25 protein-coding genes and 3 pseudogenes are annotated in these 24,442 nt (G+C 42.2%); 26 read left to right on the plus strand and 2 right to left on the minus strand.

Features of this window, described 5'->3' with window-relative positions:
- Positions 1-93: 93 nt before the first annotated feature.
- Entirely contained in the window at positions 94-702 is a 609-nt protein-coding gene (locus GWP40_RS02800; RefSeq protein WP_212565962.1) for an ATP-dependent Clp protease proteolytic subunit, read from the minus strand.
- 229 nt (positions 703-931) lie between these two features.
- Between GWP40_RS02800 and GWP40_RS02805 the strand changes: the two genes are divergently transcribed.
- The 9 genes and pseudogenes from GWP40_RS02805 to GWP40_RS02845 all read left to right on the plus strand — a co-directional run bounded on the left by GWP40_RS02805 (position 932) and on the right by GWP40_RS02845 (position 8,499).
- Positions 932-2,023 carry a BMP family lipoprotein gene (locus GWP40_RS02805; RefSeq protein WP_212565963.1) on the plus strand — a complete coding sequence of 364 codons (1,092 nt, stop codon included), beginning with the start codon at positions 932-934 and terminating at the stop codon, positions 2,021-2,023.
- 134 nt (positions 2,024-2,157) lie between these two features.
- Positions 2,158-3,664: pseudogene (locus GWP40_RS02810) on the plus strand (ABC transporter ATP-binding protein).
- Complete coding sequence (locus tag GWP40_RS02815; RefSeq protein WP_212565964.1) at positions 3,664-4,764, plus strand: ABC transporter permease; 1,101 nt, start codon at positions 3,664-3,666, stop codon at positions 4,762-4,764. Before GWP40_RS02810 ends, GWP40_RS02815 begins: the two are co-directional and overlap by 1 nt.
- Positions 4,765-4,767: 3 nt before the next feature.
- On the plus strand, positions 4,768-5,700 hold the full coding sequence (locus GWP40_RS02820) for an ABC transporter permease (RefSeq protein ID WP_212565965.1): 933 nt from the start codon (positions 4,768-4,770) through the stop codon (positions 5,698-5,700).
- A 447-nt stretch (positions 5,701-6,147) separates the two neighbouring features.
- On the plus strand, positions 6,148-6,642 hold the full coding sequence (locus GWP40_RS02825) for a hypothetical protein (RefSeq protein ID WP_212565966.1): 495 nt from the start codon (positions 6,148-6,150) through the stop codon (positions 6,640-6,642).
- A 129-nt stretch (positions 6,643-6,771) separates the two neighbouring features.
- The gene (locus tag GWP40_RS02830; protein ID WP_212565967.1) at positions 6,772-6,993 is read left to right on the plus strand and encodes a hypothetical protein; all 222 of its coding nucleotides are present in this window, start codon (positions 6,772-6,774) and stop codon (positions 6,991-6,993) included.
- Positions 6,993-7,394, plus strand: coding sequence for a type II toxin-antitoxin system tRNA(fMet)-specific endonuclease VapC (vapC, locus tag GWP40_RS02835; protein ID WP_162662476.1), 402 nt, complete (start codon positions 6,993-6,995; stop codon positions 7,392-7,394). Before GWP40_RS02830 ends, vapC (GWP40_RS02835) begins: the two co-directional genes overlap by 1 nt.
- A gap of 149 nt (positions 7,395-7,543) precedes the next feature.
- Positions 7,544-7,837 carry a type II toxin-antitoxin system Phd/YefM family antitoxin gene (locus GWP40_RS02840; RefSeq protein ID WP_212565968.1) on the plus strand — a complete coding sequence of 98 codons (294 nt, stop codon included), beginning with the start codon at positions 7,544-7,546 and terminating at the stop codon, positions 7,835-7,837.
- A gap of 221 nt (positions 7,838-8,058) precedes the next feature.
- The gene (locus GWP40_RS02845) at positions 8,059-8,499 is read left to right on the plus strand and encodes a DUF5680 domain-containing protein (protein ID WP_212565969.1); all 441 of its coding nucleotides are present in this window, start codon (positions 8,059-8,061) and stop codon (positions 8,497-8,499) included.
- Between the two features lie 299 nt (positions 8,500-8,798).
- On the opposite strand, the pseudogene GWP40_RS12610 reads toward GWP40_RS02845, so the two are convergent.
- Positions 8,799-9,200, minus strand: a pseudogene (locus GWP40_RS12610) (hypothetical protein); the annotation flags it as partial.
- Positions 9,201-9,563: 363 nt separating this feature from the next.
- On the opposite strand from GWP40_RS12610, the gene GWP40_RS02855 reads away from it, so the two are divergent.
- The 17 genes and pseudogenes from GWP40_RS02855 to GWP40_RS02930 all read left to right on the plus strand — a co-directional run bounded on the left by GWP40_RS02855 (position 9,564) and on the right by GWP40_RS02930 (position 24,425).
- Positions 9,564-9,761 carry a type II toxin-antitoxin system VapB family antitoxin gene (locus GWP40_RS02855; RefSeq protein WP_212565971.1) on the plus strand — a complete coding sequence of 66 codons (198 nt, stop codon included), beginning with the start codon at positions 9,564-9,566 and terminating at the stop codon, positions 9,759-9,761.
- A complete protein-coding gene (gene vapC / locus GWP40_RS02860) occupies positions 9,758-10,192 on the plus strand; it encodes a type II toxin-antitoxin system VapC family toxin (RefSeq protein WP_212565972.1) in 435 nt (144 codons plus the stop codon). The genes GWP40_RS02855 and vapC (GWP40_RS02860) overlap by 4 nt, the downstream gene beginning before the upstream one ends.
- 118 nt (positions 10,193-10,310) lie before the next feature.
- Positions 10,311-10,475, plus strand: coding sequence for a hypothetical protein (locus GWP40_RS02865; RefSeq protein WP_212565973.1), 165 nt, complete (start codon positions 10,311-10,313; stop codon positions 10,473-10,475).
- Positions 10,476-10,478: 3 nt separating this feature from the next.
- Complete coding sequence (locus GWP40_RS12615; RefSeq protein ID WP_230974559.1) at positions 10,479-10,925, plus strand: YkvA family protein; 447 nt, start codon at positions 10,479-10,481, stop codon at positions 10,923-10,925.
- Positions 10,926-10,929: 4 nt separating this feature from the next.
- Positions 10,930-11,412: a hypothetical protein gene (locus tag GWP40_RS02875; RefSeq protein WP_212565974.1), complete on the plus strand. Its 483-nt coding sequence runs from the start codon at positions 10,930-10,932 to the stop codon at positions 11,410-11,412.
- Between the two features lie 132 nt (positions 11,413-11,544).
- On the plus strand, positions 11,545-11,991 hold the full coding sequence (locus GWP40_RS02880) for a hypothetical protein (RefSeq protein ID WP_212565975.1): 447 nt from the start codon (positions 11,545-11,547) through the stop codon (positions 11,989-11,991).
- Positions 11,992-12,491: 500 nt separating this feature from the next.
- Positions 12,492-13,841 (plus strand): acetate kinase, encoded by a 1,350-nt coding sequence (locus tag GWP40_RS02885; protein ID WP_212565976.1) that lies wholly within the window; start codon positions 12,492-12,494, stop codon positions 13,839-13,841.
- A 496-nt stretch (positions 13,842-14,337) separates the two neighbouring features.
- Complete coding sequence (locus GWP40_RS02890) at positions 14,338-14,535, plus strand: hypothetical protein (protein ID WP_212565977.1); 198 nt, start codon at positions 14,338-14,340, stop codon at positions 14,533-14,535.
- 7 nt (positions 14,536-14,542) lie between these two features.
- Positions 14,543-14,656: pseudogene (locus GWP40_RS12620) on the plus strand (InlB B-repeat-containing protein); the annotation flags it as partial.
- A gap of 156 nt (positions 14,657-14,812) precedes the next feature.
- A complete protein-coding gene (locus tag GWP40_RS02895; protein WP_212565978.1) occupies positions 14,813-16,432 on the plus strand; it encodes an InlB B-repeat-containing protein in 1,620 nt (539 codons plus the stop codon).
- Positions 16,433-16,585: 153 nt separating this feature from the next.
- Positions 16,586-17,479 carry an Rpn family recombination-promoting nuclease/putative transposase gene (locus tag GWP40_RS02900; protein WP_212565979.1) on the plus strand — a complete coding sequence of 298 codons (894 nt, stop codon included), beginning with the start codon at positions 16,586-16,588 and terminating at the stop codon, positions 17,477-17,479.
- Between the two features lie 341 nt (positions 17,480-17,820).
- On the plus strand, positions 17,821-18,072 hold the full coding sequence (locus GWP40_RS02905) for a hypothetical protein (protein ID WP_212565980.1): 252 nt from the start codon (positions 17,821-17,823) through the stop codon (positions 18,070-18,072).
- Positions 18,073-18,113: 41 nt separating this feature from the next.
- Positions 18,114-18,467, plus strand: coding sequence for a HigA family addiction module antitoxin (locus tag GWP40_RS02910; protein WP_230974560.1), 354 nt, complete (start codon positions 18,114-18,116; stop codon positions 18,465-18,467).
- Between the two features lie 458 nt (positions 18,468-18,925).
- Positions 18,926-19,483, plus strand: coding sequence for a GNAT family N-acetyltransferase (locus GWP40_RS02915; RefSeq protein ID WP_212565981.1), 558 nt, complete (start codon positions 18,926-18,928; stop codon positions 19,481-19,483).
- A 44-nt stretch (positions 19,484-19,527) separates the two neighbouring features.
- Positions 19,528-20,802: a serine--tRNA ligase gene (gene serS, locus GWP40_RS02920; RefSeq protein ID WP_212565982.1), complete on the plus strand. Its 1,275-nt coding sequence runs from the start codon at positions 19,528-19,530 to the stop codon at positions 20,800-20,802.
- Between the two features lie 62 nt (positions 20,803-20,864).
- Positions 20,865-21,263, plus strand: coding sequence for a preprotein translocase subunit SecG (secG, locus tag GWP40_RS02925; RefSeq protein WP_212565983.1), 399 nt, complete (start codon positions 20,865-20,867; stop codon positions 21,261-21,263).
- Positions 21,264-21,446: 183 nt separating this feature from the next.
- Positions 21,447-24,425: a ligand-binding sensor domain-containing protein gene (locus GWP40_RS02930; RefSeq protein WP_212565984.1), complete on the plus strand. Its 2,979-nt coding sequence runs from the start codon at positions 21,447-21,449 to the stop codon at positions 24,423-24,425.
- Positions 24,426-24,442: the final 17 nt, after the last annotated feature.

Genomic DNA, 24,442 nt, shown 5'->3' on the forward strand with positions numbered 1-24,442 from the left:
GTCAACCATGTAGATTAAGAGCCGCCTGTTATCCATGTGAAAGGGTTAGTACCTGACGTTTTACGGCTATACACTGCGTCAAGGATGCTGTTTTTATTTTTTGGGAAGGTCGCTGCGGGTTTTAATGACCTGTAAGATCAGCCCGTAAGAGACTGCTTCATCAGCCGAAAGCCAATAGTCACGGTCGGTATCCTTTGCAACTGCCGCTACGTTCTTACCGGTTTCTTCGGCGATAAGCGCATTTATTTTTGCACGGATTTTTTCAATTTCTTTTGCATGGATTTCGATATCCGTCGCGACCCCTTTGATGCCGGATAACGGCTGATGGATGAGGTAGTGGCTGTTCGGGAGCCCGAGCCGGTAGTTTTTCGGCGCCGCTAAAAGAATAAGTGCGCCTGCACTGGCTACTAATCCCATACCGATCGTATAAACCGGCGGTTTGATAAACCGGATCATATCAAAAATCGCAAAACCGGCATCAACATCTCCTCCAGGAGAATCGATATACACATAAATCGGTTTTGAAGCGGAATCGGCTTCAAGTATCAACAGCTGACGGATAACCTTTTCCGCCAGTTCTTTATTCACTTCACCCGATAAGATAATTTGACGAGTGTTCAGGAATTTTTGCATCAGCTGCTCATTCGCGCTATCGTTTGTTTTTTCTTTTGATGTTTCTTCCGCGTTATAAAAAGTATTCATTCAGCCGCCCTTTATAAGTTTAAATAAAAATACGGTTACCATAAAAACCGTTGAGGTTCTAACATACTAAAAAAAATCGCTTTAGTACAGCGGCAAACCGGATTAGATTATTCTGCGGAGCTGTTAAAAAAACTCTGATGCGATTACTCTACATTAACTCAGTATTAACGATTTGACACGGCATTTCTATTGAGGTATACTTACTCAACTTATTTGAGGAGGCGCAAATATGCGAAAAATAAGCTTAAAAACAGTACTGGGAACAGCTCTACTGGTATTCAGTGCGTTTGTCATTTGCTCATGTACAAAGAGCGAAGAAACGGCAAAGAAAGCTATGAAAGTCGGTATGGTTACCGACGCGGGGACGATTGATGATAAATCATTCAATCAGGGAACATGGGAAGGTATTATCCGCGCAGAAAAAGAACTCGGCGTTGAAATTAAATACTTAAAGCCGGTCGGGACAACCGAAGCGGACTATGTAAAAGAAATTTCCAACCTTTATGATTCAGGATATAAATTCATCGTGTGCCCCGGCTTTAAGTTTGAAACCGCAATTTTCAAGGCCCAGACAAAATATCCTGATGCAAAGCTCGTTATCATCGACGGTAACGCTCACCCGGCCGATTCTTATGATGCTCAAAACGGACCGAATACCATCGGTATTCTCTTTGCCGAACAAGAAGCAGGCTTTGCCGCAGGACTTGCCGCAGCGCTCCAGTTGCAGGAAGGTCGTTTCGGCTTTATCGGCGGTATGGAAATCCCGGCTGTCCAGAAGTTTAACTGGGGATGGCAGCAGGGTATCAAATATGCCAATGAAAATCTCGGAACAAACATCGAAATGCATCCGGAAGACTTTGTATATCAGGGGACATTCAGCGATATCGCAGCGGGACAGCAGATTGCAGCTTCTATGTTTGACCGCGGCGTTACCTGTATCCACGCGGCGGCAGGCGGTGTCGGCGTTGGCGTTATCAACGAAGCAAAAGCACGTCGTCAGGTTGGAAAAGACGTATGGGTTGTCGGCGTTGACGTCAATCAGTATAACGAAGGATTACTCCCCGACGGAAAATCGATCATCCTGACCTCTGCAATGAAGTATGTCGATCGTGCGTCCTATGATATGATCAAAGATGAACTCGACGGAAAATTCAAGGGCGGAGCCACACTTGTATTGACTGCTAAAGAAGATGCGGTCGGTATTCCTCCTGAAAACCCCAATCTTTCCGATGATGTACAAAAGAAAGTAGATGAAATTTATCAGCAGATCAAATCGGGAGCCATCGTCGTTGCCGACAAGCAGGGCGATTTGTTCCGTTAATCGATAATCGTTTTTTGTGAATCCGAGGCTGTATGAGTGCATATACCTCGGATTTTTCTTTGTTCGTTAATTAGATAAAAGTTTACAGTGTAAATAAAGGAAGGCCTGATCTGTCTGAACAATATGCTATCGAAATGCGCCATATCCGCAAAGAATTCCCCGGTATTGTTGCAAATGATGATATAACATTGCAGGTAAAAAAAGGGGAAATCCACGCAATTCTCGGGGAAAACGGCGCAGGTAAATCCACCCTTATGAGTATCTTATTCGGTTTATATCACCCCGATGCGGGAGAAATCTTCGTAAACGGTAAGCCGGTAGTTATCAATAATCCGAATGATGCCAATGAACTCGGTATCGGTATGGTACACCAGCATTTCCAGCTTGTACATAACTTTACCGTTACCGAAAATATTATCCTCGGGAAAGAAGGCGGCTTTTTTCTTGACCTGCATAAGGCCGAAAAAAAGATTAAAGAATTAAGCGCCCGCTACGGATTACAAATCGATCCGAATGCACGCATTATGGATATAACGGTCGGTATGCAGCAGCGCGTAGAGATTTTAAAAATGCTGTACCGTGATGCGGAAGTGCTGATCTTTGACGAACCGACCGCTGTCTTAACTCCGCAAGAAATTGAAGAACTTATCCAAATAATGAGGAATCTGGTAAAAGAAGGAAAATCCATTATCCTCATCACCCATAAATTACAGGAAATTAAGGACGTTGCAGATCGCTGCACCATCATACGGAGAGGAAAACTTATCGACGTGATAGACGTTGCGACTACTTCCAAAAATGAGATGGCGGCAAAAATGGTCGGGCGTCCGGTTGAATTTAAAGTACAAAAAGCCCCCGCCCAACCCGGTGAAGTAGTGCTTGATATACAACACCTCAAAGTTATCGGGGCAAAAAAAAGTACCTGCTGTCAACGATTTTTCGCTGCAAGTACGCAAGGGTGAAATCGTCGGTATCGCAGGTGTAGACGGGAACGGACAAAGCGAGCTTGTTCATGCACTTTCAGGCTTAATGCCGGTCGCGGAAGGATCTGTTCTGCTTTGCGGTAAGGATATTACCCAAACTTCAATCCGCGAACGTAACGAATCAGGTATGGGTTTGGTTCCCGAAGACCGCCAAAAGCACGGGTTGGTTATGCAGTATTCCATTGCCGAAAACACGATTATTAAATCGTACTACAAAGAACCTTTCCAAAAGCACGGCTTCCTGCATAAAAACAAGATGTTCTCATTTGCAGGCGATATCACCAAACAATTCGACGTCCGTTCGGGTGAAGGCGTTTATTCCGCAGCACGCAACTTGAGCGGTGGTAATCAGCAAAAGGCTATCCTTGGCCGCGAAATTGCCCTTGACCCCGAATTACTGATTGCCGTGCAGCCTACCCGCGGGTTGGACGTCGGCGCTATTGAAGCAATCCATAAAGAATTGGTAAAGCACCGCGACAGAGGACGGGCAGTTTTACTCATTTCCTTTGAGTTGGACGAAATCTTCAACCTATCGGATCGAATTGCGGTCATGCACCGCGGCGCATTAACCGGTATTGTCCGCCCGGAAGAAACCACAGTCGAAGAAGTAGGCTTGATGATGGCTGGGGACAAGCACAAACATGGAGGCCAACAGTGATGATAAAAAAACACACGGCGCTTGCGGATAATACCCTCGTAATCAGCCTTTCTGCCGTATTGCTCGGTTTAATTGCAGGAGCAATTCTCATCGTTTGTATCGGTGAAAACCCTTTTATTGCCTTTAGCTATCTTTTTCGCGGCGGTTTGATGAACATCGAACGTATCGGGAATACGCTTGCAACGGCAACGACGCTTTTGTTGGTCGGCCTTTCCGTCTCATTTGCATTTAAAACCGGTCTCTTTAATATCGGAGGTTCGGGGCAAATGCTGATCGGCGGATTGCTCGGCAGTATGTTTGCGTTGTCGGCAACGTCCATGCCCCGCCCGCTCTTTTTTATTTTACTGATTCTTATCGGTGTCGCAGGCGGTGCGGTTTGGGGTCTCGTTCCCGGTCTATTAAAAGCTCTGTTCAATGTACACGAAGTCGTTTCCACCATTATGATGAACTGGATTGCCTATTGGTTGGTCTTTTATATCGTACCGGGTTACTTAAAAGCGGAATATCTGGAAACGGAAAGTAAATCCATTGCAGTTGCCCGTTCGCTTCGTACTCCATGGCTTACCAACTTGTTCAGCAGTGAATACGTCAACTACGGTATCTTTCTCGGCATTCTTGCAATGATTCTTCTTAAAATTATTTTGGACAAAACAACCCTCGGCTTTGAATTAAAAGCAGTCGGTTATAACCGCAACTGTGCGGAGTATGCAGGAATTAAAGTAAACCGGAATATCGTTATTTCGATGATGATAGCGGGAGCGCTTTCGGGCTTGGCAGGGCTTACCTACTACACCGGCTATGCGCTGAATATGCAGATCGGCGTAATGCCCTCGCAAGGGTTTGATGGCATCGCAGTTTCTTTGCTCGGCGCAGGGACACCGATTGGAGTTGCACTCAGTTCAATTTTCTTCGGTGTGCTGCACGTCGGCAAAGGCTTTATGAGCGCGAACACTATTGTTCCGCCGGAAATTGCAGACACTATCATTGCGGTTATTATCTATTTTACTGCAACCAGTCTGCTCTTTAAACGCTTCTGGGGAACTATTTCCAAAAAGATACGTACACGCCAAACAGCCGGGCTTTCTGCAGAGGAGGTATAACGTATGTGGCATATTTTAACCTTAATTTTTCCCTATGTAATTGCATACACAATTCCTCTTTTGATTACTTCCCTCGGCGGATTATACAGCGAACGAAGCGGGGTTACCAACCTCGGCCTTGAAGGTTTGATGCTGATCGGAAGTTTTTCCGCAGCGGTAGTTATCAATTTACTGCAGCACTCCATCCCGGCAGGACTGGTTATTCCGATCGGCTTGCTGGTTGCGGCTATAGCCGGCATTCTTTTTTCGCTGCTGCATGCGTTTGCATCGATTACGCTGAAAGCGGATCAGGTTATCAGCGGTACGGCCATCAACATGCTCGCCGCTGCGTTGACGATTTATATTGCCCGTACCGTAACGGGATCAGGCAACGTGCGTGTCGCAAGTATTATCCGGCAGGACGTCCCCGGGCTTTCAAAAATCCCCGTATTGGGACCGCTTTTCTTTTCGCAAGCATACTGGAGTACGTGGCTGGTATTGGTAATATTGATTTTATCGTGGATACTGCTGTATAAAACTTCATTCGGATTACGGCTACGTGCCTGCGGCGAGCATCCGTCCGCCGTTGCGAGCGCCGGTATCAATGTACACCGAATGCGGTACTTCGCGGTATGTGCGAGCGGTGCGCTTTCCGCACTCGGCGGCGCTATTATCCTCGTAACCTATTCGGGAGAATTTAACGGCAGCGTAGACGGCCTCGGCTTTTTGGCCATCGCAGCATTAATCTTCGGTCAATGGAAGCCGTTCGGAATCCTCGGTGCAACCTTCTTCTTCGGCTTTGCCCGTACCGTAGCAAATGTCTCGCAGGTCATCCCCGCTTTAAGCGGTATACCGCCGGTATGGCTCAAGATATTCCCCTACCTTGTTACGCTGATAGCCCTCGTGCTGTTCAGTAAGAACTCCGCCGCTCCTAAAGCAAACGGCGAACCGTATTAAAAAATTATCCCTTTACACCCCGGCGCTCTACGTCGGGGGTGTTGATTGATATAGATTTACAAAGAAATTCAAAATATTACATCTTTTTTCACTTATTGATAACCTCATTTTCTGCCTCTTGCTCGGTTATGGTTTACACCTACATCCTCAACCGCGATGCTCTCGGGGTGCAGATTCCCATAGATAGGCAGTAATTTTTCTTTAATCTGTTTAGTGAAGATAGGCCTAATCCGGCTGTTGATGATGTGTTCCGGTGGGATACTATGGAAGAAAGATTAATTGCTTATCTTGTAGCAGTTTAGATTGCAAACGGGTAGTTTTTATGGTATTATGAGGAAAGGTCGAAAAGATGTTAGGTTGATGGCGCAGTGCGCCACTTGCTGTTAGTAAGATAAATCTTCCGACAGATTTTCTCCAAAAAAGGAAATAAAATCATAGGAGGATTTTATGAGAAAACTATTTTTATATCTTGCAATTTTAGCAAGTATTTTTTTTACAAGTTGTGCTACTAGATTAGGAACATTCACTGTTATATCGACCAAAAACATTGAGTGGAGTAGAGCAAATGAATATCAAAGAAATAGCAATAGAGTTCTTGGCGAAGATGTTTGCCATATAGTTGTATTCGTTCCAACAAAAGGGAATATAACTATTGAAGATGCAGTCGATAATGCTTTAGGAAAAGTGCCTGGAGCTGTTGCTTTGGTTGATGCAGTTTTGCGTTCACAGTCCTTTTATATTCCATATGTCTATGGGAAACAAGCATTTATAGTCGAGGGAAGTGCTTTAATTGATCCTAAGTTGGTCGCAAATGATGATAGTAATGAAACAATATACTATCATGGGTATTATGATAAAAACAAGGAGTTTAAGCTATCAAAAATTGAAAAAACTCAGTTTGATAGTATTCAAAAAGATATAGCCCAAAAAGCTTTAGATTAATATTTAGCCAAGTTCATCTTGGCTGAATATTTTGTACGGCGGGGCAATCCCGCCTTTTTTATAATATACTTGTAAACATACTTGATTTTTGCGATAAAATGTTATACTTTTATACTAAGAGGTGCGAAAATGCCGCAATTATCATTGTATGTTACGCAAGAGCAGTTTCTCAAAATTGAAAACGAAGCTCATGCAGAAAAAATGTCGCTTTCAAAATGGGTTGTAAGCAAAATTATGGAAAGGATAGAACCGCATTATCCGGAGGGCTGGGCTGATTTGTTCGGTTCTGTTTCAGATTCGTCATTTACCAGACCGGATCAACCAAAACTTGGAATGCGAGAGGCTTTTTAATGTATTTTGTAGACTCAAACACTTGCATTTACTTTATGAATGGAAAGTATCCGTCTGTTCGAGAAAAATTCTTGTCAGTTTCACCAAAAGAGATAAAAATTTCTTCAGTAGTAAAAGGAGAGCTTTTGCTGGGTGCATTTAAAAGCAAGACAAGAGAAAAGACTACAGAGAAAGTGGAAAAATTTTTAAAGCCGTTTGAAATTGTGGATTTTACAGACAAAATGTCTTACGACTATGCAGAAATCCGAAAAGATTTGGAGCATGCAGGTACACTGATAGGTGCAAATGATTTGCTTATTGCCGCCGCCGCACTGCATGAAAAAGCGACTCTTATTACTCACAATACGAATGAATTTTCAAGAGTAACCGATTTGAAAATTGAAGATTGGGTAGAAGAATGAAAACCTAACACCGTTTTCAAAGCCGACAGCGCAGGCAAGCTGCGTTGCGGTTTAAAACGCAAGTTAGAACGACATATTGCTGACATTTTTCTACAAATTCCTAGATATTATGATAAAATTATGATATTATCTTGATAATGGAGATTCGTATGATGCACATTAGACCTGTTTCAGATCTGCGTAATAAATTTTCAGAAATAGAAAATATAGTTTCAGCAAACAGAAGTCCTGTATTCCTTACAAAAAATGGTTATGGCTCTATGGTTGTGATGAGTCTTGATTTGTACGAAAGCCTTACACATACTATTGAAAGCCAACTTAATGAAGCGGATACTCAAGCGGCATCAACAAATGCTCGTCTTTCGCATGAAGAAGTTTTTTCTCATATCCGTTCTCAAATCAACAACCCCGACGCAGAGCATCGGGGTATGTTGTTCTCATAAGATGGTTGCAGTCGGGCTTTAATACCCTGAGTTGCGGCGCAGAGCGCCGGAGTATTAAACCCTCCGCACGAATATCCGTATAGAAAGATTAATGTAGGCAATTATACGGTTTGGTATGTGGTAATTGATCATATAATGGAAGTGAGACGAATTTTATATTCACGGAGGGATGAAGAGACTTTGATTTAAAAATAGCGACTTTACACCGATTGAGGAATAAAATGGACAAGAAACTAATTGAGTTTTTAATAAAAGCTAAACAGAAAACGTATGCAGGAAAAGGATCTGAAACGGTTTCTTCAAGAGAAAAATCACATGACTTAGTATATCGTGAAAATAATTTTATGTATTATGATACCTATCTTGGCGGGGAAAAATTTGCCGGAGAAGAAGCTCTTTGGATTGCAGATAATCCGTATTGGAGCATGAATTATATTGGACGTGTGACTGGAGAAAATTTTAATGTAGATTTTTTGAAGGAAGCATTATTGAATGTTCCTTTTGAAAAACCGTTTAGAGGTCCGGAAAAATATGAAGACGGTAGTTATGAATATAAATGTTCTATAAATGGGAATTTTGATTGGTTTCAAGGGAAAGAAATAATAAGTTTCTGCGGAAAAGAAGTTTATGAATGTTATTTTCATGGCGGGTTGATAAAGTAGAAGCGTTCTAACACCCCCTTCAACGCTGACATTTGTTTTGTCACGAAACTTGCTTGGGCGGTCGCCTCTGGCTCCCTTTTTATGCAACTTTCGCGCCAACTTTGCCGCCGCTTTGCGCGACGGCAAAGGCACAAATGCAGGTTAAGCAGATTTCAAAACTTGTTCAGAGAATCAAAGAGTTATAAGTCCTTCGGACGGTCATAGAGATGTCTTTATTCACGAGTAGTAAAAAATATGAAATATAAATTGCAAGAGGTATTGCCCCAAAAAGGATTTTATGCTATCCGCTGATACGAGCGTTCTTTATACTGCTTTTCTAATATATCGATTGTTTTGACAATCGTTTCCGGTTTCTTATTGGGTATCTTAACTATCAGTTCTTTCCTTGTTACCCGTTCGGTAAGGACTTGCAGACAAGCTTTGCCTTTACCTACCACTTGCATCCATTTCCCAGTGCAAATGCTCACTGAAAAGGTCAGCCTCTGCGCTTTTATTTCTCCTATAGCCGCATCTGGAGAGAACTTATCGTCTGCAATACGCTTCTCTAAATGCTTCAACAGTGCCTGATCGCCTTTAATCTTTAAGTCACGTCCTTTCCATAGTTTCTTGCGCTCAGCATATTCTTGTCCTCTTTTTGCAGAATAAAAGACTTTTTCAAGATAATCGGGTACCTGAGGGTTGCGGCTGAGGTATGTATTTTCAATACGTTTGCAGACGGTGCCTTTTTTTATTTCCCGCTCAATAGTTCTTCTATCCCGCTGTAAGGTCTCTAGCTATTTGTTTTGGCTTGAACTCTTCTTTTAATAAGAGTTCAATACTGTAGCGCTCTCTTTCGCTCAAGTATGTCCGCGTTCTTCTTTTTGTACTACTATCAAGACGGTTCATCTGTTCCTCCTATTATCTTGTTTCACAAACTCATTATAATGGTTTTTCGGTTCAGGTGAACCGTTTTTTTTCTCCTTTTTTGGGCATTTTATTTTACAACTTACCGTAAAAGATACTATACTGTATTTTCCTTGCGATTACACACTATTATGTGTATAATATATGTGTGGAGGTTTAGTATGGCTACGAATCTTGCAATAAGCGAAACACTTCTCGAAACGGCCTATAAGATAGGCGGTTACCATTCAAAGAAAGAAACAGTGAATACAGCCTTAAAGGAGTTTATCCAAAGGCGGCAATCGGAAGAACTGATACAAATGTTTGGCCAGATAGAATATGATTCAGACTATGATTACAAAAAAATGAGAAGCAGATGAATTTTATACTTGTAGATACATCGGTGTGGTCATTGATTCTCAGAAAAAGAGAGCTTTGTCAAAAAGACAAAAATCTTGAATTGTATTTGATCAATCTGATACGAAATGGATGTGTGATAATGCTTGGCCCGATACGTCAAGAAATTTTAAGCGGCATTTCTGATTTAAATACCTTTATAGTTCTGAGGCAGAGGCTTGAAACATTTTCAGACTTTGAAATAACAACAAAGGATTATGAGACAGCTGCTGAATATTTTAATCTTTGCCGGAAACATGGGTTACAAGGTTCTCATATTGATTATTTAATTTGTAGCGTAGCAGTGAATAATAACTTTTCTATACTTTCTTTAGATAAGGATTTTTGGAATTATAAAAAATATATTGATATAGATATTATTAATGAAAATAAATGGGATATAGAAACGTTCTAACACCCGCTTCAACACTGACAAAAGCCTTTGTCATGTAAATTGCTTGTGTCGCTGCGCCGCTAAAGCGGCTACGCTTCTTTTATGCAATTTCCACGCCAAACCCTATACGGGCACGGCAATGCAGGTTCAACGGGCGGTGGAACATCCGCCCGTCGTCAAGCGCACAGCGCCGTCCAACACGCAAATTAAGCTGACGGCGAAGCTCAAAAGCCTTACGGCCTTCTCGCTTCTTGCAGCTTATCCGCCGCCTGTTATGCTCACACGCCTGAATGCGTTGCAGTAATATATGGAAGAATTTGTGTCTGAAAAATTTGATGAAAAGAAAAAAGTTAAAGCAAGTGAAAAATTTGAAGGATTTAAATCATATCAATATACAGATAATGATTTTGAAAAAGTATTTAAAAATGAAGAAAAGATTAAAGAAAAAGTAAAAAAAGGAAATTTTGGAGAATATGCTGATTATATACCACTTTTCTTTGAAATGTTGAAAGATGTTTTTTCTGGAAAATATAAAGAAGTTCCTGTAGGTGCTATTGCTGCAATAATATGTACACTTTTGTATATTTTATCCCCAATTGATTTAATTTTAGATATTATCCCTGTAATTGGATGGCTTGATGATATTTTTATTTTAGGATTATGTATTCCATTTGTAAAAGGTGATTTGGATAAGTATAAAACATGGAAACAGAATTCGAAAATATTAGACGAAGAATATGCCGAGGAAAAATAGAAATATGGAAATGATCGGAAATAATACTTACCAACTTCCTACTATCCAAGTTTTACCTGATACTGAAGAACGCAAGAATCGAAAAGAAATAGGTTCTGCAAATATGCTTATTAATCAAATTCCCAATATGATTACAGCAGAGCAGTTATCAAAATCTTACAAAGTTATTTTTCCTAAAGGCGTTACAGGAACATTAATGGAAATTAAAAATGGAACAAATGCTGGCTTAAATACAACTAGTATAATTGATGGCTCTGGTAGAATTGTTGGACAAGAGGGATTGCAATCATTATCAAATTTAGTATCTCCGTTAGCAGTTTTTTCAGTGGTTTCAATGATTACCGGTCAATATTTTATGGCTCAAATCAATCAATCGATAAAAGCTCTTACGGAAAATATCGAAGAAGTCCAGCATCAGATTGATACAACACAAGAAGCTTTGATTTTTTCTTCAACAATATTTCTGCAAGAAATAAAAAATGATTAGACTATAATCTTAGAATTAGAGACTTATAGAAATTCTATTATTTCAAATATAATTACAACAATAAACAATCTAACTTCACAAATCTATTATTTTGAAAATAGATTAAATTCAAAAATAAATGAATTAAAAATATTGTTAGAAAGAAATAAAATAGCAGATGGTTCACTTAGAAATGAATTGGGAAGAAATAAAGATTTCTTGAAACTTGCATATGAAACTCGAAGTTGTTTAAAATTGATTGTTCTTTTCTTGTCTTCAAGTATTACAGAAAAAAATGCTGAAGATATAAAGTCTGTATTAAATACAGATGATGATGTTCTCTTTTTAAACACAGTAAAACAGTTAGACTACAAAATTGATATTATAATTCATCAATTAAAAAATGCTTCAAATATAAAAATGCAACAACAAGTAATTGAAATAAAATCAATAATTACAGGTATTAGAGAAATAACTCGGGACAGGTATAATAATTCTATAAAAGCTAATATTGAAAGTACAATCGAAAATATAAGAGAGTTAGATTCTAATGGAAAGATATTTTATATTGAACGTGACAAATTATATATTGAAGAATAGCATAACACCCCTCTTCAATACTGACATTTGTTTTGTCACGAAAGTTGCTTGCTGTGTCTATACGGCACCGCAACTTTCTCGCCAACTTTGTCTTACGCTTCGCGACAGCAAAGGCGCAAATGCAGCTTATCCGCCGCCCGTTATGTGACCAGCCTATCAGCAAGCAGTAATAGATCTATTCAGAATGCTATACCAAAGACGCGATCATGTAGATGATTTAAAAAACTCTATTTTTGCAAGAAAATGAATTATACATCTAAGGAAGTGCTGATTAAAGCGAGGAGCGCATTTACGGCTTATATGCATTCTGTTTGCGAAATTCACTCCATACGAACACTGGAGGAAAGCTCCTGCATCTGAAATATTCCAAGTGGCAGGCTTCCTTTTTGACATTTCCCCGATTTCGCTATATACTGAACACTCATAGATGATAGGAGCTCTTTAAAGAGAGAAAGTCTATCGGTATTCTACATTTATTATCAATAAACAGGAGTTTTTTCATGGTTATTTTGACATTGAACTGCGGCAGTTCTTCGGTAAAGTATCAGGTGTATGATTGGGACAATAAAAGCGTCCTTGCATCGGGTGTTGTAGAGCGGGTAACCCAGCCCGGCAGCGTTATTACCCACGAAGCAAAGGGAAAAGACAAGTATGTGCTGGAAAGCCCCTGCCCAACCCATACCCATGCGGTTGAGCTTATCATTAAAACCCTGACAGATTCATCCGTAGGTGTTATCACCGACATGAATGTGATTAAGGCTGTCGGGCACCGCGTAACCCACGGCGGAGATAAGTTTATCAAGTCGGTTATCGTAACCCCCGAAATCCTTAACACGTTCCGTGAAGTACAGGACTTAGGGCCGCTGCATAACCCCGCCAATATTATGGGTATCGAAGCTGCTCAGAAAGTACTGCCGAATGTTCCGCACTGTGCGGTTATTGACACGGCGTGGCATCAGACGATGCCCGAAACAAGCTTTATGTACGCCATCCCCCACGAATGGTACGAAAAATATTCCGCCCGCCGTTACGGCTTCCACGGCACCAGCTTCCTCTACACGGCCAAGCGCGCCGCCGTCATTCTCGGGAAAAAGCCGGAGGATACCAATATCGTCATTGCGCATATCGGGAACGGCGCATCGATGTGCTGCGTTAAGCAGGGCAAGTGTTTCGATACCTCGATGGGACTAACCCCCTTGGAAGGCCTGGTCATGGGTACCCGCTCCGGCGACTGCGACCCGGCGCTTCCTTTCTATATTATGCGGAAAACCGGCATGACACCGGCGGAAATGGATACTGCCTTGAACAAAAAATCAGGCTTGCTCGGCGTTACCGGACAATATGTTGACCGCCGCGATGTTTCTAAGGCAATGGAAGAAGGCGATAAACGGGCACGGCTCGCCTTTAATATGGAAGTATATCGCTTGCAAAAATACTTCGGCGCCTATATCGCCGCGCTTGGTCAAAAACCGGATGCAATCGTCTTCACCGCCGGTGTCGGAGAATTCGGCTTTGACACCCGGCTCGCCGTCTGCGAAGGCTTAACTCATCTCGGTATCAAGATTGATCCCAAGAAGAACGCGCTTGCCCGCACCCGCAACGCGGAAACCTGCATCAGCGCTGATGACTCGCCGGTAAAGATATTCGTTATCCCCACCGACGAAGAGCTCGTTATGACGGAAGACGCGTATGCATTGATGAAGGGAACCTACGACGTGCATACCAAGTTCACCTATTCATTCCAGTCACCCGACTATGTCAACAAAGCTCGCGCAGAAGGCTTAAAAAAAGACCTTGAAAAGAAACCGGAGCTTGCAAACATCGTCGTAAAGATTCCGGGCGCACGGTAAAAAATCAACACCCCTCGACGCAGAGCGTTCTTTAAAATGCAACAGTTGAACAAAGTTTGCACTTTGGAAACTGTTGCATTACGCCGTTTCGTAACATTAGTGAGAAACGGCATACAATCTGTGACGTTTGCCGAACGGCAAACGTATCGGTTAACGAGGCAGCCACGGACGGCATCATTAAAAAATGTACATCCGTGTACATTTTTTAATTTCGAGTTTGTGGAACAAACTCGATTCTGCGGAGAAGCACTGACATCCTGTCAGCAGCGATATTGTGGCTTTGCCAAAATTTGCCATCAGGCAGCGTTCTCCCCTCACTCCCCTTTTACTGTAATCATGGTTCTTTTTAAGCAACCGGAGTTCTTTTTTCATTAAAATTGCTTTATTAAGAAGATTTTTTCTATCATAATTGTTTTAATAATGCGTAATTGGTAATTGGTAATGAGTAATTATGAATTACACATTACCCATTACACATTGAATATAGGAGGTTTATATGACAAAGTGTAGAATCGGCAAAAAGGCGCGCACCTTGAGAGGAGCCGCGGCGCTCATCATAGCTGCATTTTTTACGCTTGCAGCGATGGCTTTTACCGCTTGTAAACAGCCGACGGTGCAAACGGTAACGACCAAGTACAAGGTAACCTTTAACGTAGACGGGGGGGGGGGGTACCCTTACCGCAAAGATAGGTGAAACGGAAATAAAGAGCGGTAACGAAGTAGAAGCGAATAAAACCGTAACCTTTACGGCAACGCCGGATGCAGGCTATACGGTAAAAGAGTGGAAGGCAGACGGATCCGCTGTTACAGGCAGTACATCAAACACTTATACCTGCACCGTAACAAAAGCGCTAACCGTTAAGGTAAGCTTTCTTGCAGGCGGAGCTTCGTATACGGTAAAACACTATCGGGAAAAAATAGAAGGCGGCTACCCTGCAGAACCGACGGAAAGCGAGACCTTAAACGGCACTGTGGACGGCGAGGCTTCATACACGGCGAAGACCTACGAGGGTTTTACATATCAGCCTACCCTTACCAAAGTAAACGGCACCGTACAGACAGAAGGTACGATAGCCGCCGGCAACAGCACCGTCGTAGAACTCTATTACGAGCGCAATACGGTGAACGTAACCCTTAAACTTGCAGGCGGCAATGTCAGCGGCAATACGGCCGATATCATAAAAACAGGCAAATACGGAACAGCCTTGACAGTCCCCGCTCCCGTTAAAACGGATTCTGTTTTTAAAGGATGGAATCCCGAACCGCCTACACCGTTTCTCTTTCCTGCTGCTAATGCCGAATACACCGCACAGTGGGCACCGGTTTATGCAATCACCTTTAGCGTAGACGGCGCCGGAGGCACGCTTAAAGCAACGGTCGGCGAAACCGAAATCAACTCGGGCGACAAGGTCGAGCACGGCAAAACCGTAACCTTTACCGCAACGCCAGCCGCAGGCTATAGGATAAAAGAGTGGAAGCTCGGCGAAGAGGTCATCGCCGAAGCAGGCACAAACACAGAATACACGCTTACTGTAACCCAGCCTGCAACAATCACCGTAAGCTTTGAGCTAAAAAAAGCCCTCCTCACCCTTGAGGCAGGCAAAAACACCGTCAAAGTGAAGGCAAAGACGGCTGACGGCAAACCCATAACTGTGGAAGGCTGCACCGTGAATGAGCTTGCAAACGAGGCGGAAACCACACTGACTGTAACAAACCCAGAGAGAAAACTTGTCCTCATAGGAGACATCATCGAGCTTGACTGTAGGGGTGATGAAAATGTAGGCGGTAACAGACCGCTCATCGCCCTTGACGTCTCAGGCTGTACCGCATTGCAAAAGCTTAACTGCCAGTTCAATTTTATTACTGAGTTTGACGTGCAAGGCTTAACTGCATTGCAAGAGCTTTACTGCAACAGCAATATGCTTACTGCCCTTGATGTGCAAGGCTTAACCAAATTGCAAAAGCTGGACTGCAACGTCAATCAGCTTACCGCCCTTAACGTGCACGGCTTAACTGAATTGCAAGAGCTTATCTGCAATGACAACGATTATCTCGCCACCCTCAATGTGCACGGCTTAACCGAATTGCAAGAGCTTAACTGCCAGTACAATAAGCTCAAGACTCTTAACGTATCAGACTGCGTTGTCTTGAAAGAGCTTGACTGCAGAACCAATCAGATACCTGAGCTTAATGTACACGGCTTAACCGCATTGCAAAAGTTTTACTGCCGAGGCAATCAGCTTGCCGACCTTGATGTGTCAGGCTTAACTGCTTTGCAAGAGCTTGTCTGCCACACCAATCAGCTTAGCACCCTCAACGTGCAAGGCTGCACCTCTTTGAAAACGCTGGAATGCTTCAAAAATAAGCTTAATGCCGATGCGTTCATAAAAATCTTTAACGATTTGCCGAAATGGGAAGAAAGCGACGGGGCAAAGGCTATACTTTACATTAAGAAGACAAACGTTGCCGAAGGCAACTGTACCGACTTCACCCAGCCTGCAAGCCTTAAAAAAGCCTTTGAGGACGCAAAAAACATAAAGCACTGGAAGGTGCAAAAAATGGGTAAATTCGGATTCGGGGAAGACATTTAAGATAATTGGTAATGGGTAATGGGTAATTGTGGATTATGGGGTCAGAGGGGAAGAGTTTTCTTTTTATCGAAAAAAAGAAAACTCTTCCCCTATTCGATCTCTTTGAACATCCGAGTAAGTTATGCTATACTGCAATAAGTGAGGGAAACCGCTATGAGTACGGCAAACAGAAAGTATAAAGATTCGGTATTCGTTGACCTATTCAGTGAAGATGAAAAGGCTAAAGAAAACTTTTTATCACTCTATAATGCTTTGCATCATACTAATTTACCGCTTTCCTGTCCTGTAGAAAATATAAGGCTTGATAATATAATGTACATGAACATTGTTAATGATGTTTCCTGCCTTGTAGACGATAAGATTATTGTATTGGCAGAACATCAATCGACAATAAACGAGAATATGCCCTTACGCTTTTTACAATACATCGCAAGACTGTATGAAAAACTGCAAAAACCAACCGACAGGTATTTAAGAACACTATCAAAAATACCGACACCTGAGTTCTATGTATTTTACAATGGCATAGAAGATTATCCGGAAACGATAACGCTCAAACTATCCGATGCTTTTATTACAAAACCTGAACAGGCACCACTGGAGCTGACAGTACGGGTACTGAATATAAATAAAGATAAAGGTGGCGAAATACTCAAGACGTGTAAAACGCTCGACGAATACAGCCTTTTTGTAGAAGAAGTGAGAATCCAAACACAACTCGACCCTGAAAACGGCTTTACTAATGCGGTAAAGATATGTATAGAAAAAGGGATCCTAAAAGAATATTTACAAAGAAAAGCACGGGAGGTAATCAACATGTTAATAGCGGAATATGATTATGATACGGATATAGCAGTGCAGCGGGAAGAAGCAGGCAAAATAGCCTTTGCTCAAGGAATATCTCAAGGAATATCTCAAGGAATATCCCAAGGTTCCCGCCAAAAAGCGCTCGAAACAGCAAAACTGATGAAGCTTGAAGCTTTTGATATTGGTATGATTACAAAGATGACCGGACTCTCGCAAGAAGAGGTAGCAGCGATTAACTAATTGGGTCGTATATATGCGTTTCGCTAAGGAGTTAGGCAAAAAAGTACCGCATGCACGTTAAAAAATATACATCCGTGTATATTTTTTAACTGCGAGTTTAGCCTTACGTCTAAACTCGTTGCTGACTTACACCACGGACATCCGTGTCCGTTCTGATACGTTGAGGATGTTCAGTAGCGGCATCCATGACGGTCCTGAACCGCCTTTTGCAAATAGGCGGAGCAGATGCTAGGAACTTAGCCGAAATAAAGCGGAGACGTATCGGGTATACGTTGAGCATTTATTTCGGCGTAGTGACAACGCAGATGCCCGCATATTTGCGAAAGAGGAGGTAATAAATATTGTTAATAGCCGAATATGATTATGAAACAGATATTGCAGTACAGCGAGCCGAAGAACATGAAATCGCCTTTGCTGAAGGCATTGAGCAAGGCATTGAACAAGGAATTGAACAAGGTATTGAGCGAGGCTTTTCAGAAGGCTCATACCAAACAAAGCGTGAAACGGCCGTAGCATTTAAGCGCCTTGGAATCGACATTGCTAAAATAGCCGAAGGAACAGGTCTTTCTGTTGAAGAAATCGAAAAGCTTTAGAAGTGCGCAGTAATCAATCGGTGATAGGTAAACAATGGATAATGTGTAATGGAGAATTGTATTTAAGTTTGAAAATGGAGGTGCAGAAAACGTTAGAATCACAGATTATCACTGATGAAGATGAAAAATTACCCAATATTCATCCAGGGGAAATTCTTAAAGAAGATTTTTTAGATGCGATGAACATTTCTGCATATCGTCTGGCAAAAGAAATCAATGTTCCTGAAACAAGAATCTCAGAGATAATTCACGGGAAGCGTTCAATTACTGCGGATACCGCTATCAGATTTTCAAAATTCTTTGGGACGACAGCAGAATTCTGGCTCAATCTTCAGAATCTGTATGATTTAGAAGAAGAAAACAATTGGGAACCTCTAAAAACCTCAGTTTTTTAGAGGTTTTCCTTAGATTTTTTGCGATGTTTTTTGATAAGTCATAACGATGTAAAGACTTATCAAAAATACTCGTCGGGCATCTCTAAAAATCTAACCAAGTTTTTAGAGATGCCCAATAATCATTCCCGAGAATTTGAAACAATAAAAATGCACGCATATGCATAAATTGTCTAACATCCGCTTCAATGCTGACAAACGGGACTATGCCCATTTGCAGATTAAGCGAATGTTAGCAGCCGAATATGACTATGATACGTTGAGGATTTTCAGCAGTGGCACGGATAAATAAGCGCTTCTGAAAATAAACTTTCCGTAAGCCGTTTGAAAATAGACGATGCAGATACGAGGCGCGAGCACAAATTAACCGCAGGCGTATCTATGATACGTTGAGGATTAATTTGTGCGCAGCAACGAAGTAGATGCGCCGTATATTTTCAAACGGAGAAAAGGAGACTAGTATGTACATAAAAAAACTAGTAGGCACCCAATGCTACCTTTCGCCGCTCAATATCGAAGATGCCGAACAGTATGCCGTTTGGCTGAACGACGTAGAAGTCACCGAAAATCTGCAATTAATTTCATCGATTATTCCCGTCGATGGGGAAAGGGAGCTTCTAAAAAAACTCGCTCAAGATCACAATTACGGCATCATCGACAAAGAGACTAATGAGCTGCTCGGCAATGTCGGCTTTATCGATATCAATCACCTTCACCGGACGGCGGAAATCGGTATCTTCATCGGCAATAAGAGCTATTGGGGTAAGGGATACGGGCGAGAAGCGCTGTCGCTGCTGCTGGATTACGCTTTTAAAAAGCTCAACCTGCATAATATTCTGTTACGAGTGTATGACTTTAATCAACGTGCCATTGCCTGCTACGAAAAAGTCGGCTTTAAAAAAATAGGAGAAATCCGTGACGGCTTAATCAGGAATATGGAATATCACAACATTATACTGATGGATATTCTACCCGCAGATTTTTATGAAACAAATCCGCAGTATAAAATTGAAAAATAAGAAAACGCTTGCATAAAGCACAATAACTTCATACAATATCAACTATGCTTGACTATCGATTTATCAAAAATAATTTGGAAGCGGTTAAACAAAATATTATTAACCGCGCTATGCATGCCGATGCAGAGGCTGCCGTCCGCCTCTTTGACGAACGGACTGAAATGACAACTGCATTGCAAGGGCTTCAGGCAAAACGAAACGAAAACTCCCTTGCAATGAAAAAAGCAAAGGATGTCGCAGAACGCAATGCGCTCATCGAAACGGGCAAGGCGATTAAAGCCGAAATCGCGGCTGCCGAAGCAGCTTTAAAAGAAAAAGAAGCGGCACTTGAGGCAGCGATGATGCAGATCCCGAATATGGCACATCCTGATGCTCCAATCGGCAAGGAAGATACGGAAAACTGCGAAGTAAAACAGGTCGGTACCGTTCCTCAGTTTGATTTTGAGCCGAAAGATCACGTACAACTGGCGGAAGCGCTCGATTTAATCGACTTCGATGCTGCAACCAAGGTTTCCGGCGTAAAATTCTACTATCTTAAAAACGAGGCGGTGTTTTTGGAGCAGGCGCTGGTGCTGTACGGTTTGAATATTCTGCGCAAGCACGGGTTTACTCCATTTATTACCCCTGACGTTGCAAAAGAAGAAATCCTTCGCGGTATCGGCTTTAATCCGCGCGGAAGCGAATCGAATGTCTATACTATAGAAGACGAAGGCACCTGCCTTGTCGCCACGGCGGAAATTACGCTCGGCGGATACCACGCGGACGAAATCCTTGAAAAAGCAAAGCTCCCGTTGATGTATTGCGGTCTTTCGCACTGTTTCCGGCGCGAAGCGGGAGCGGCAGGTCAGTTCTCGAAGGGATTGTACCGCGTACACCAATTTACCAAGCTGGAAATGTTCGTATACTGCACCCCCGAAGAATCCGATGCAATCCACGAAAAACTCCGCCTTATCGAAGAAGAAATATTCACCGGTTTAGGCATTGCGTTCCGTGTTGTCGATACCTGCACCGGAGACCTCGGCGCTCCCGCCTACCGTAAATGGGACTTGGAAGCATGGATGCCCGGGCGCAACGGCGGAGAGTGGGGTGAGGTTACCTCCACATCGAATTGTACCGACTATCAGGCACGCCGCCTTAATGTACGGTTTAAAGACGATGACGGGAAAAACAAATACGTGCACATGCTGAACGGTACGGCGATTGCTGTGTCCCGTGCGCTTGTTGCTATTATCGAAAACTATCAGCAGAAGGACGGCAGCATCAAAATACCTGAAGCATTGGTACCCTACTGCGGATTTGATGTCATCAAAAAGAAATAATGCTTGCATAACCCTGTAATTATTTATATAATGAAGGATAATTTACTAAATCTGGAGTATTTATGAGCGGAATAAGTATCGCATTATTGGTGTTTTTTATTATAGTTGCGTTTTTGATTGTCGGACTGGTGTTATTGCAGAATGAAGAAGGAGACAGCTTAGGCGGTCTTTTTTCAGGCGGATCGAATTCCGCTTTCGGCTCACGTTCCGGCAACATATTGACAAGAGCAACGTATACACTGATAACGCTCTTTTTTGTTGTTACGTTCTTCCTTGCATGGTTAAACAAGAGTCCGGGGGATTCCGGTTTACAGCAGGATGCTCAAATACAGCAGGCAGAAACGGCAACAGAATGGTGGAAAGAGGCATCATCCGATGCTAATGGAACCGACAATGCGGAGGATACCGAAACTACTCTTCAATCTTCCGAAGGAACAGCTGCCGAAAACACATCTCATTAAGCAATGTTCTCATATTTAATAACTGTTTAATAACTGTTTAATAACTGTTTCTTGGAATATGTATTCCAATAAGTTGCAACGAGATGAATATAGTGCCATCTCATGTTAGGATTGTTCCTCTGTAAAAGGAGCGTGCGAGTAGGCGTGAAATATTTTATTACATTCGTTAGCATACTTTTTTTAATGGCCGGCTTAGTATTTTGTACGGACTTGGCGCCGCTTTCATTTTATACCGAACCGGCTTTATTCCCCTTTAATGCAGTTGTCGGTGTTGCAGAAGACAGTCAAGATTGTCTGTATTTTGCTACCCGTTCGGGACTCATTAAGTATAACGGAATTACTTGCGAAAAATACGAACACCTTCCCTTTGACAATACCACTATGCGCTCAAGTCAAATTCAAACCATTTATATGGATACTGATGATGTACTTTGGCTTGGTACATACAGCGGATTAGAGCGTTTCGATACCAAAAGCGGAATACTCAAACATTTTCCTGTCAGCGATGATGTCATTACAGCGATTTTTCGCGATTCAAAACGGCAGCTATGGGTAGGGACAATCAACGGATTATACTTTTGCCGCGATGGAAGTTGCAAAAACTTTATACCTTTTAATAACCATCAATATCATTCTTTTATCGGGAACAATACTATCCGATCCATCAGCGAAGACTCTCATGGTATCATCTATGCCTCAACATATAACGGAGTATGGCAATACAACGAATCGGAAGGAGCTTTTGAACCGTGTAGCTTGATACCCGAAGGGTGCCCCGGAAAAAGCGGTGTCGTGTATCACTTTATAGAAGATAGCGATGGTGTGTACTGGCTTTCCGTCTGGGGTATCGGGCTTGTCCGGATTACGCCCGGCGACAACAGCTATGAGGTATACTCGCTGCCGGATGCACGGATATATACGCTCTATAATAATTTTCTTACCGACGAATACATTGCAGTGGGGACATGGGGCGGCGGAATATACATCATCAACAAAAAAACAAAAGAAGTAACCCCATATAAAGCGAATCAAAACCCGGAGGGCTCTTTAACCAATAATGTCGTATATTCATTCTTTATAAATAAATATAACATGCTGTTTGTCGGAACGGCGGATGCACTCAATATAGCGGATTTAAACCGCCTTTCGGGTGATATTGCAGTACCGCTCCATGCCGAATCTTACGCAAGCAAAAAAAAATTATTGCATCTTGATGATAGTATTGCTTGTTTAACCGCCAGTAATAACTATCTCTGGGCAGCCTCCAATAATATTCTCGTTCGATATAGTTTTTATCAGTGGGAAGCGGAAGAGTTCCCGTTCATAGTAGGCAAAAATCAAGTGAACGGCGCACTCATTTATTCTATCAGTGCCACCAGCGATACGGAAGCATGGGTCGGTACCAACAAAGGTCTGTTTTTCTTTGATTCAACCACTGCTTCATTTACGCCTATTTCATTATATAATAACCGGATATCCGATGCTTCAAGTTTTTTGATACGGTCTATCTATCAAGATTCAGATAATACCCTCTGGATAGGCACGTATGGCGCAGGGCTTATCCATTTTTCTCCCGAAAACGGTATTCTAGCACAGTACCGTCATTCCGATGCCCCGCGTTCGTTAAGTAATGACATTATCTTTTTTATCAACCGAGACAGTCGCGGTACGTTGTGGATCGGTACAAACAAAGGTCTATGCCGGTACGTCCCCGAAACACAGGATTTTATTTCGTATTTATATGATGTAAATAAACCGACCGGTATTTCCGCCAACCGTGTCGATTCTTTTTGTGAAGATTCAAAGGGATATCTATGGTTCGGTACAAACGATGGCGGTATTTGCCGGTTTGACCCAAAAACAGAACTTTTCCGTACCTATACAAAGGATATCGGACTCTCCTCCAATCAGATTATCGGTATAACCGATGCAGATGACGACTTTTTATGGATAGCGGGACTCAAATATTTAAATTTATTCGATACAGCCCATCAAACAGCCCAAGCGTATAATATCACGAACATACACCAATACGGTTATTTTTCTTGCCCCCCCATCGCTTTAAAAAATAAGGGGATGTTTTTCTTCGGCACCAATAAAGGCATATTAAAAATCTCTCAAGCAAAACTCTATGCATCCCGTCTCCAATTTATACCTATTAAGATACGGGGACTTACGGTAGACGGACAGTCGGTTAATCTCTATACAAAAAAGCAGCCGTTCATATTTGATTACAAAACAAATGATATTAAAATTTCATTTGCTGCACCCTATTCTTCCCGACGCAAGAAACCGGTCTACGCCTATAAATTAGTCGGCTTTGATAAAGACTGGATTGTTGCATCCGATCGAAATTATGTACAATATACACATCTGCCCCCCGGATCGTATACGTTTTTAGTAAAAAATGCGGCAGAGGATCGGAGTGTCGTACAAGACAGAGTCTCGTTCACCATACGACAAAGTTTTCTCATCTCACCCGTTATGATTTGGTTCTATATAGTAATTATAGCCATTATTATCTTCTTGGCTTACAAGATTCATAAGCTATATTGGCTGCAGCGGTATGCAGACCTGCTTGAGGAAAAACAGCTGGTATTGATTCAAGACAACTTTACCCTTAAAGAGCTTTCCTTGCTCGACCACTTAACCGGCATTGGGAACCGCCGGTATATCGATATGATCGGCTTAAAGATATGGCAAATGGCGGTAGAGCATAATGTTTCGATAGCGGTTATGATGTTTGATATCGACTTGTTTAAAAATTATAACGACTGCTTCGGTCATCAGGCAGGCGATGAACTGTTGCGTTTAATCGGAACGGATTTAAAGAAGCGCATCCGGACGGAAACAGACTTAATCGGTCGATACGGTGGCGAAGAATTTTTGATTGTGTTGTATAACTTGCTTCCCGAAAAGGCAATGCATATTGCGGAAGGAATCCGAAAAACAGTGGAAACGATGCATGAGCGGCATGCCAAAGAAATGGTAGGACAAACAACTATCAGTATCGGAGTTTTTGCGGGGGAACCTACCGAAAAAGACACTTTTGAACAAATGATCCATAAAGCGGACTGTGCACTCTATCGTGCAAAACAGACGGGAAGAAATAAAGTTGTATTTTATGACACAACGATGGATCAAATAACCGACTGTCACTGATTAAAAAGGAGCAGCAC

The sequence above is a fragment of the Treponema vincentii genome (genome assembly GCF_018336815.1).
Lineage (GTDB): Bacteria > Spirochaetota > Spirochaetia > Treponematales > Treponemataceae > Treponema.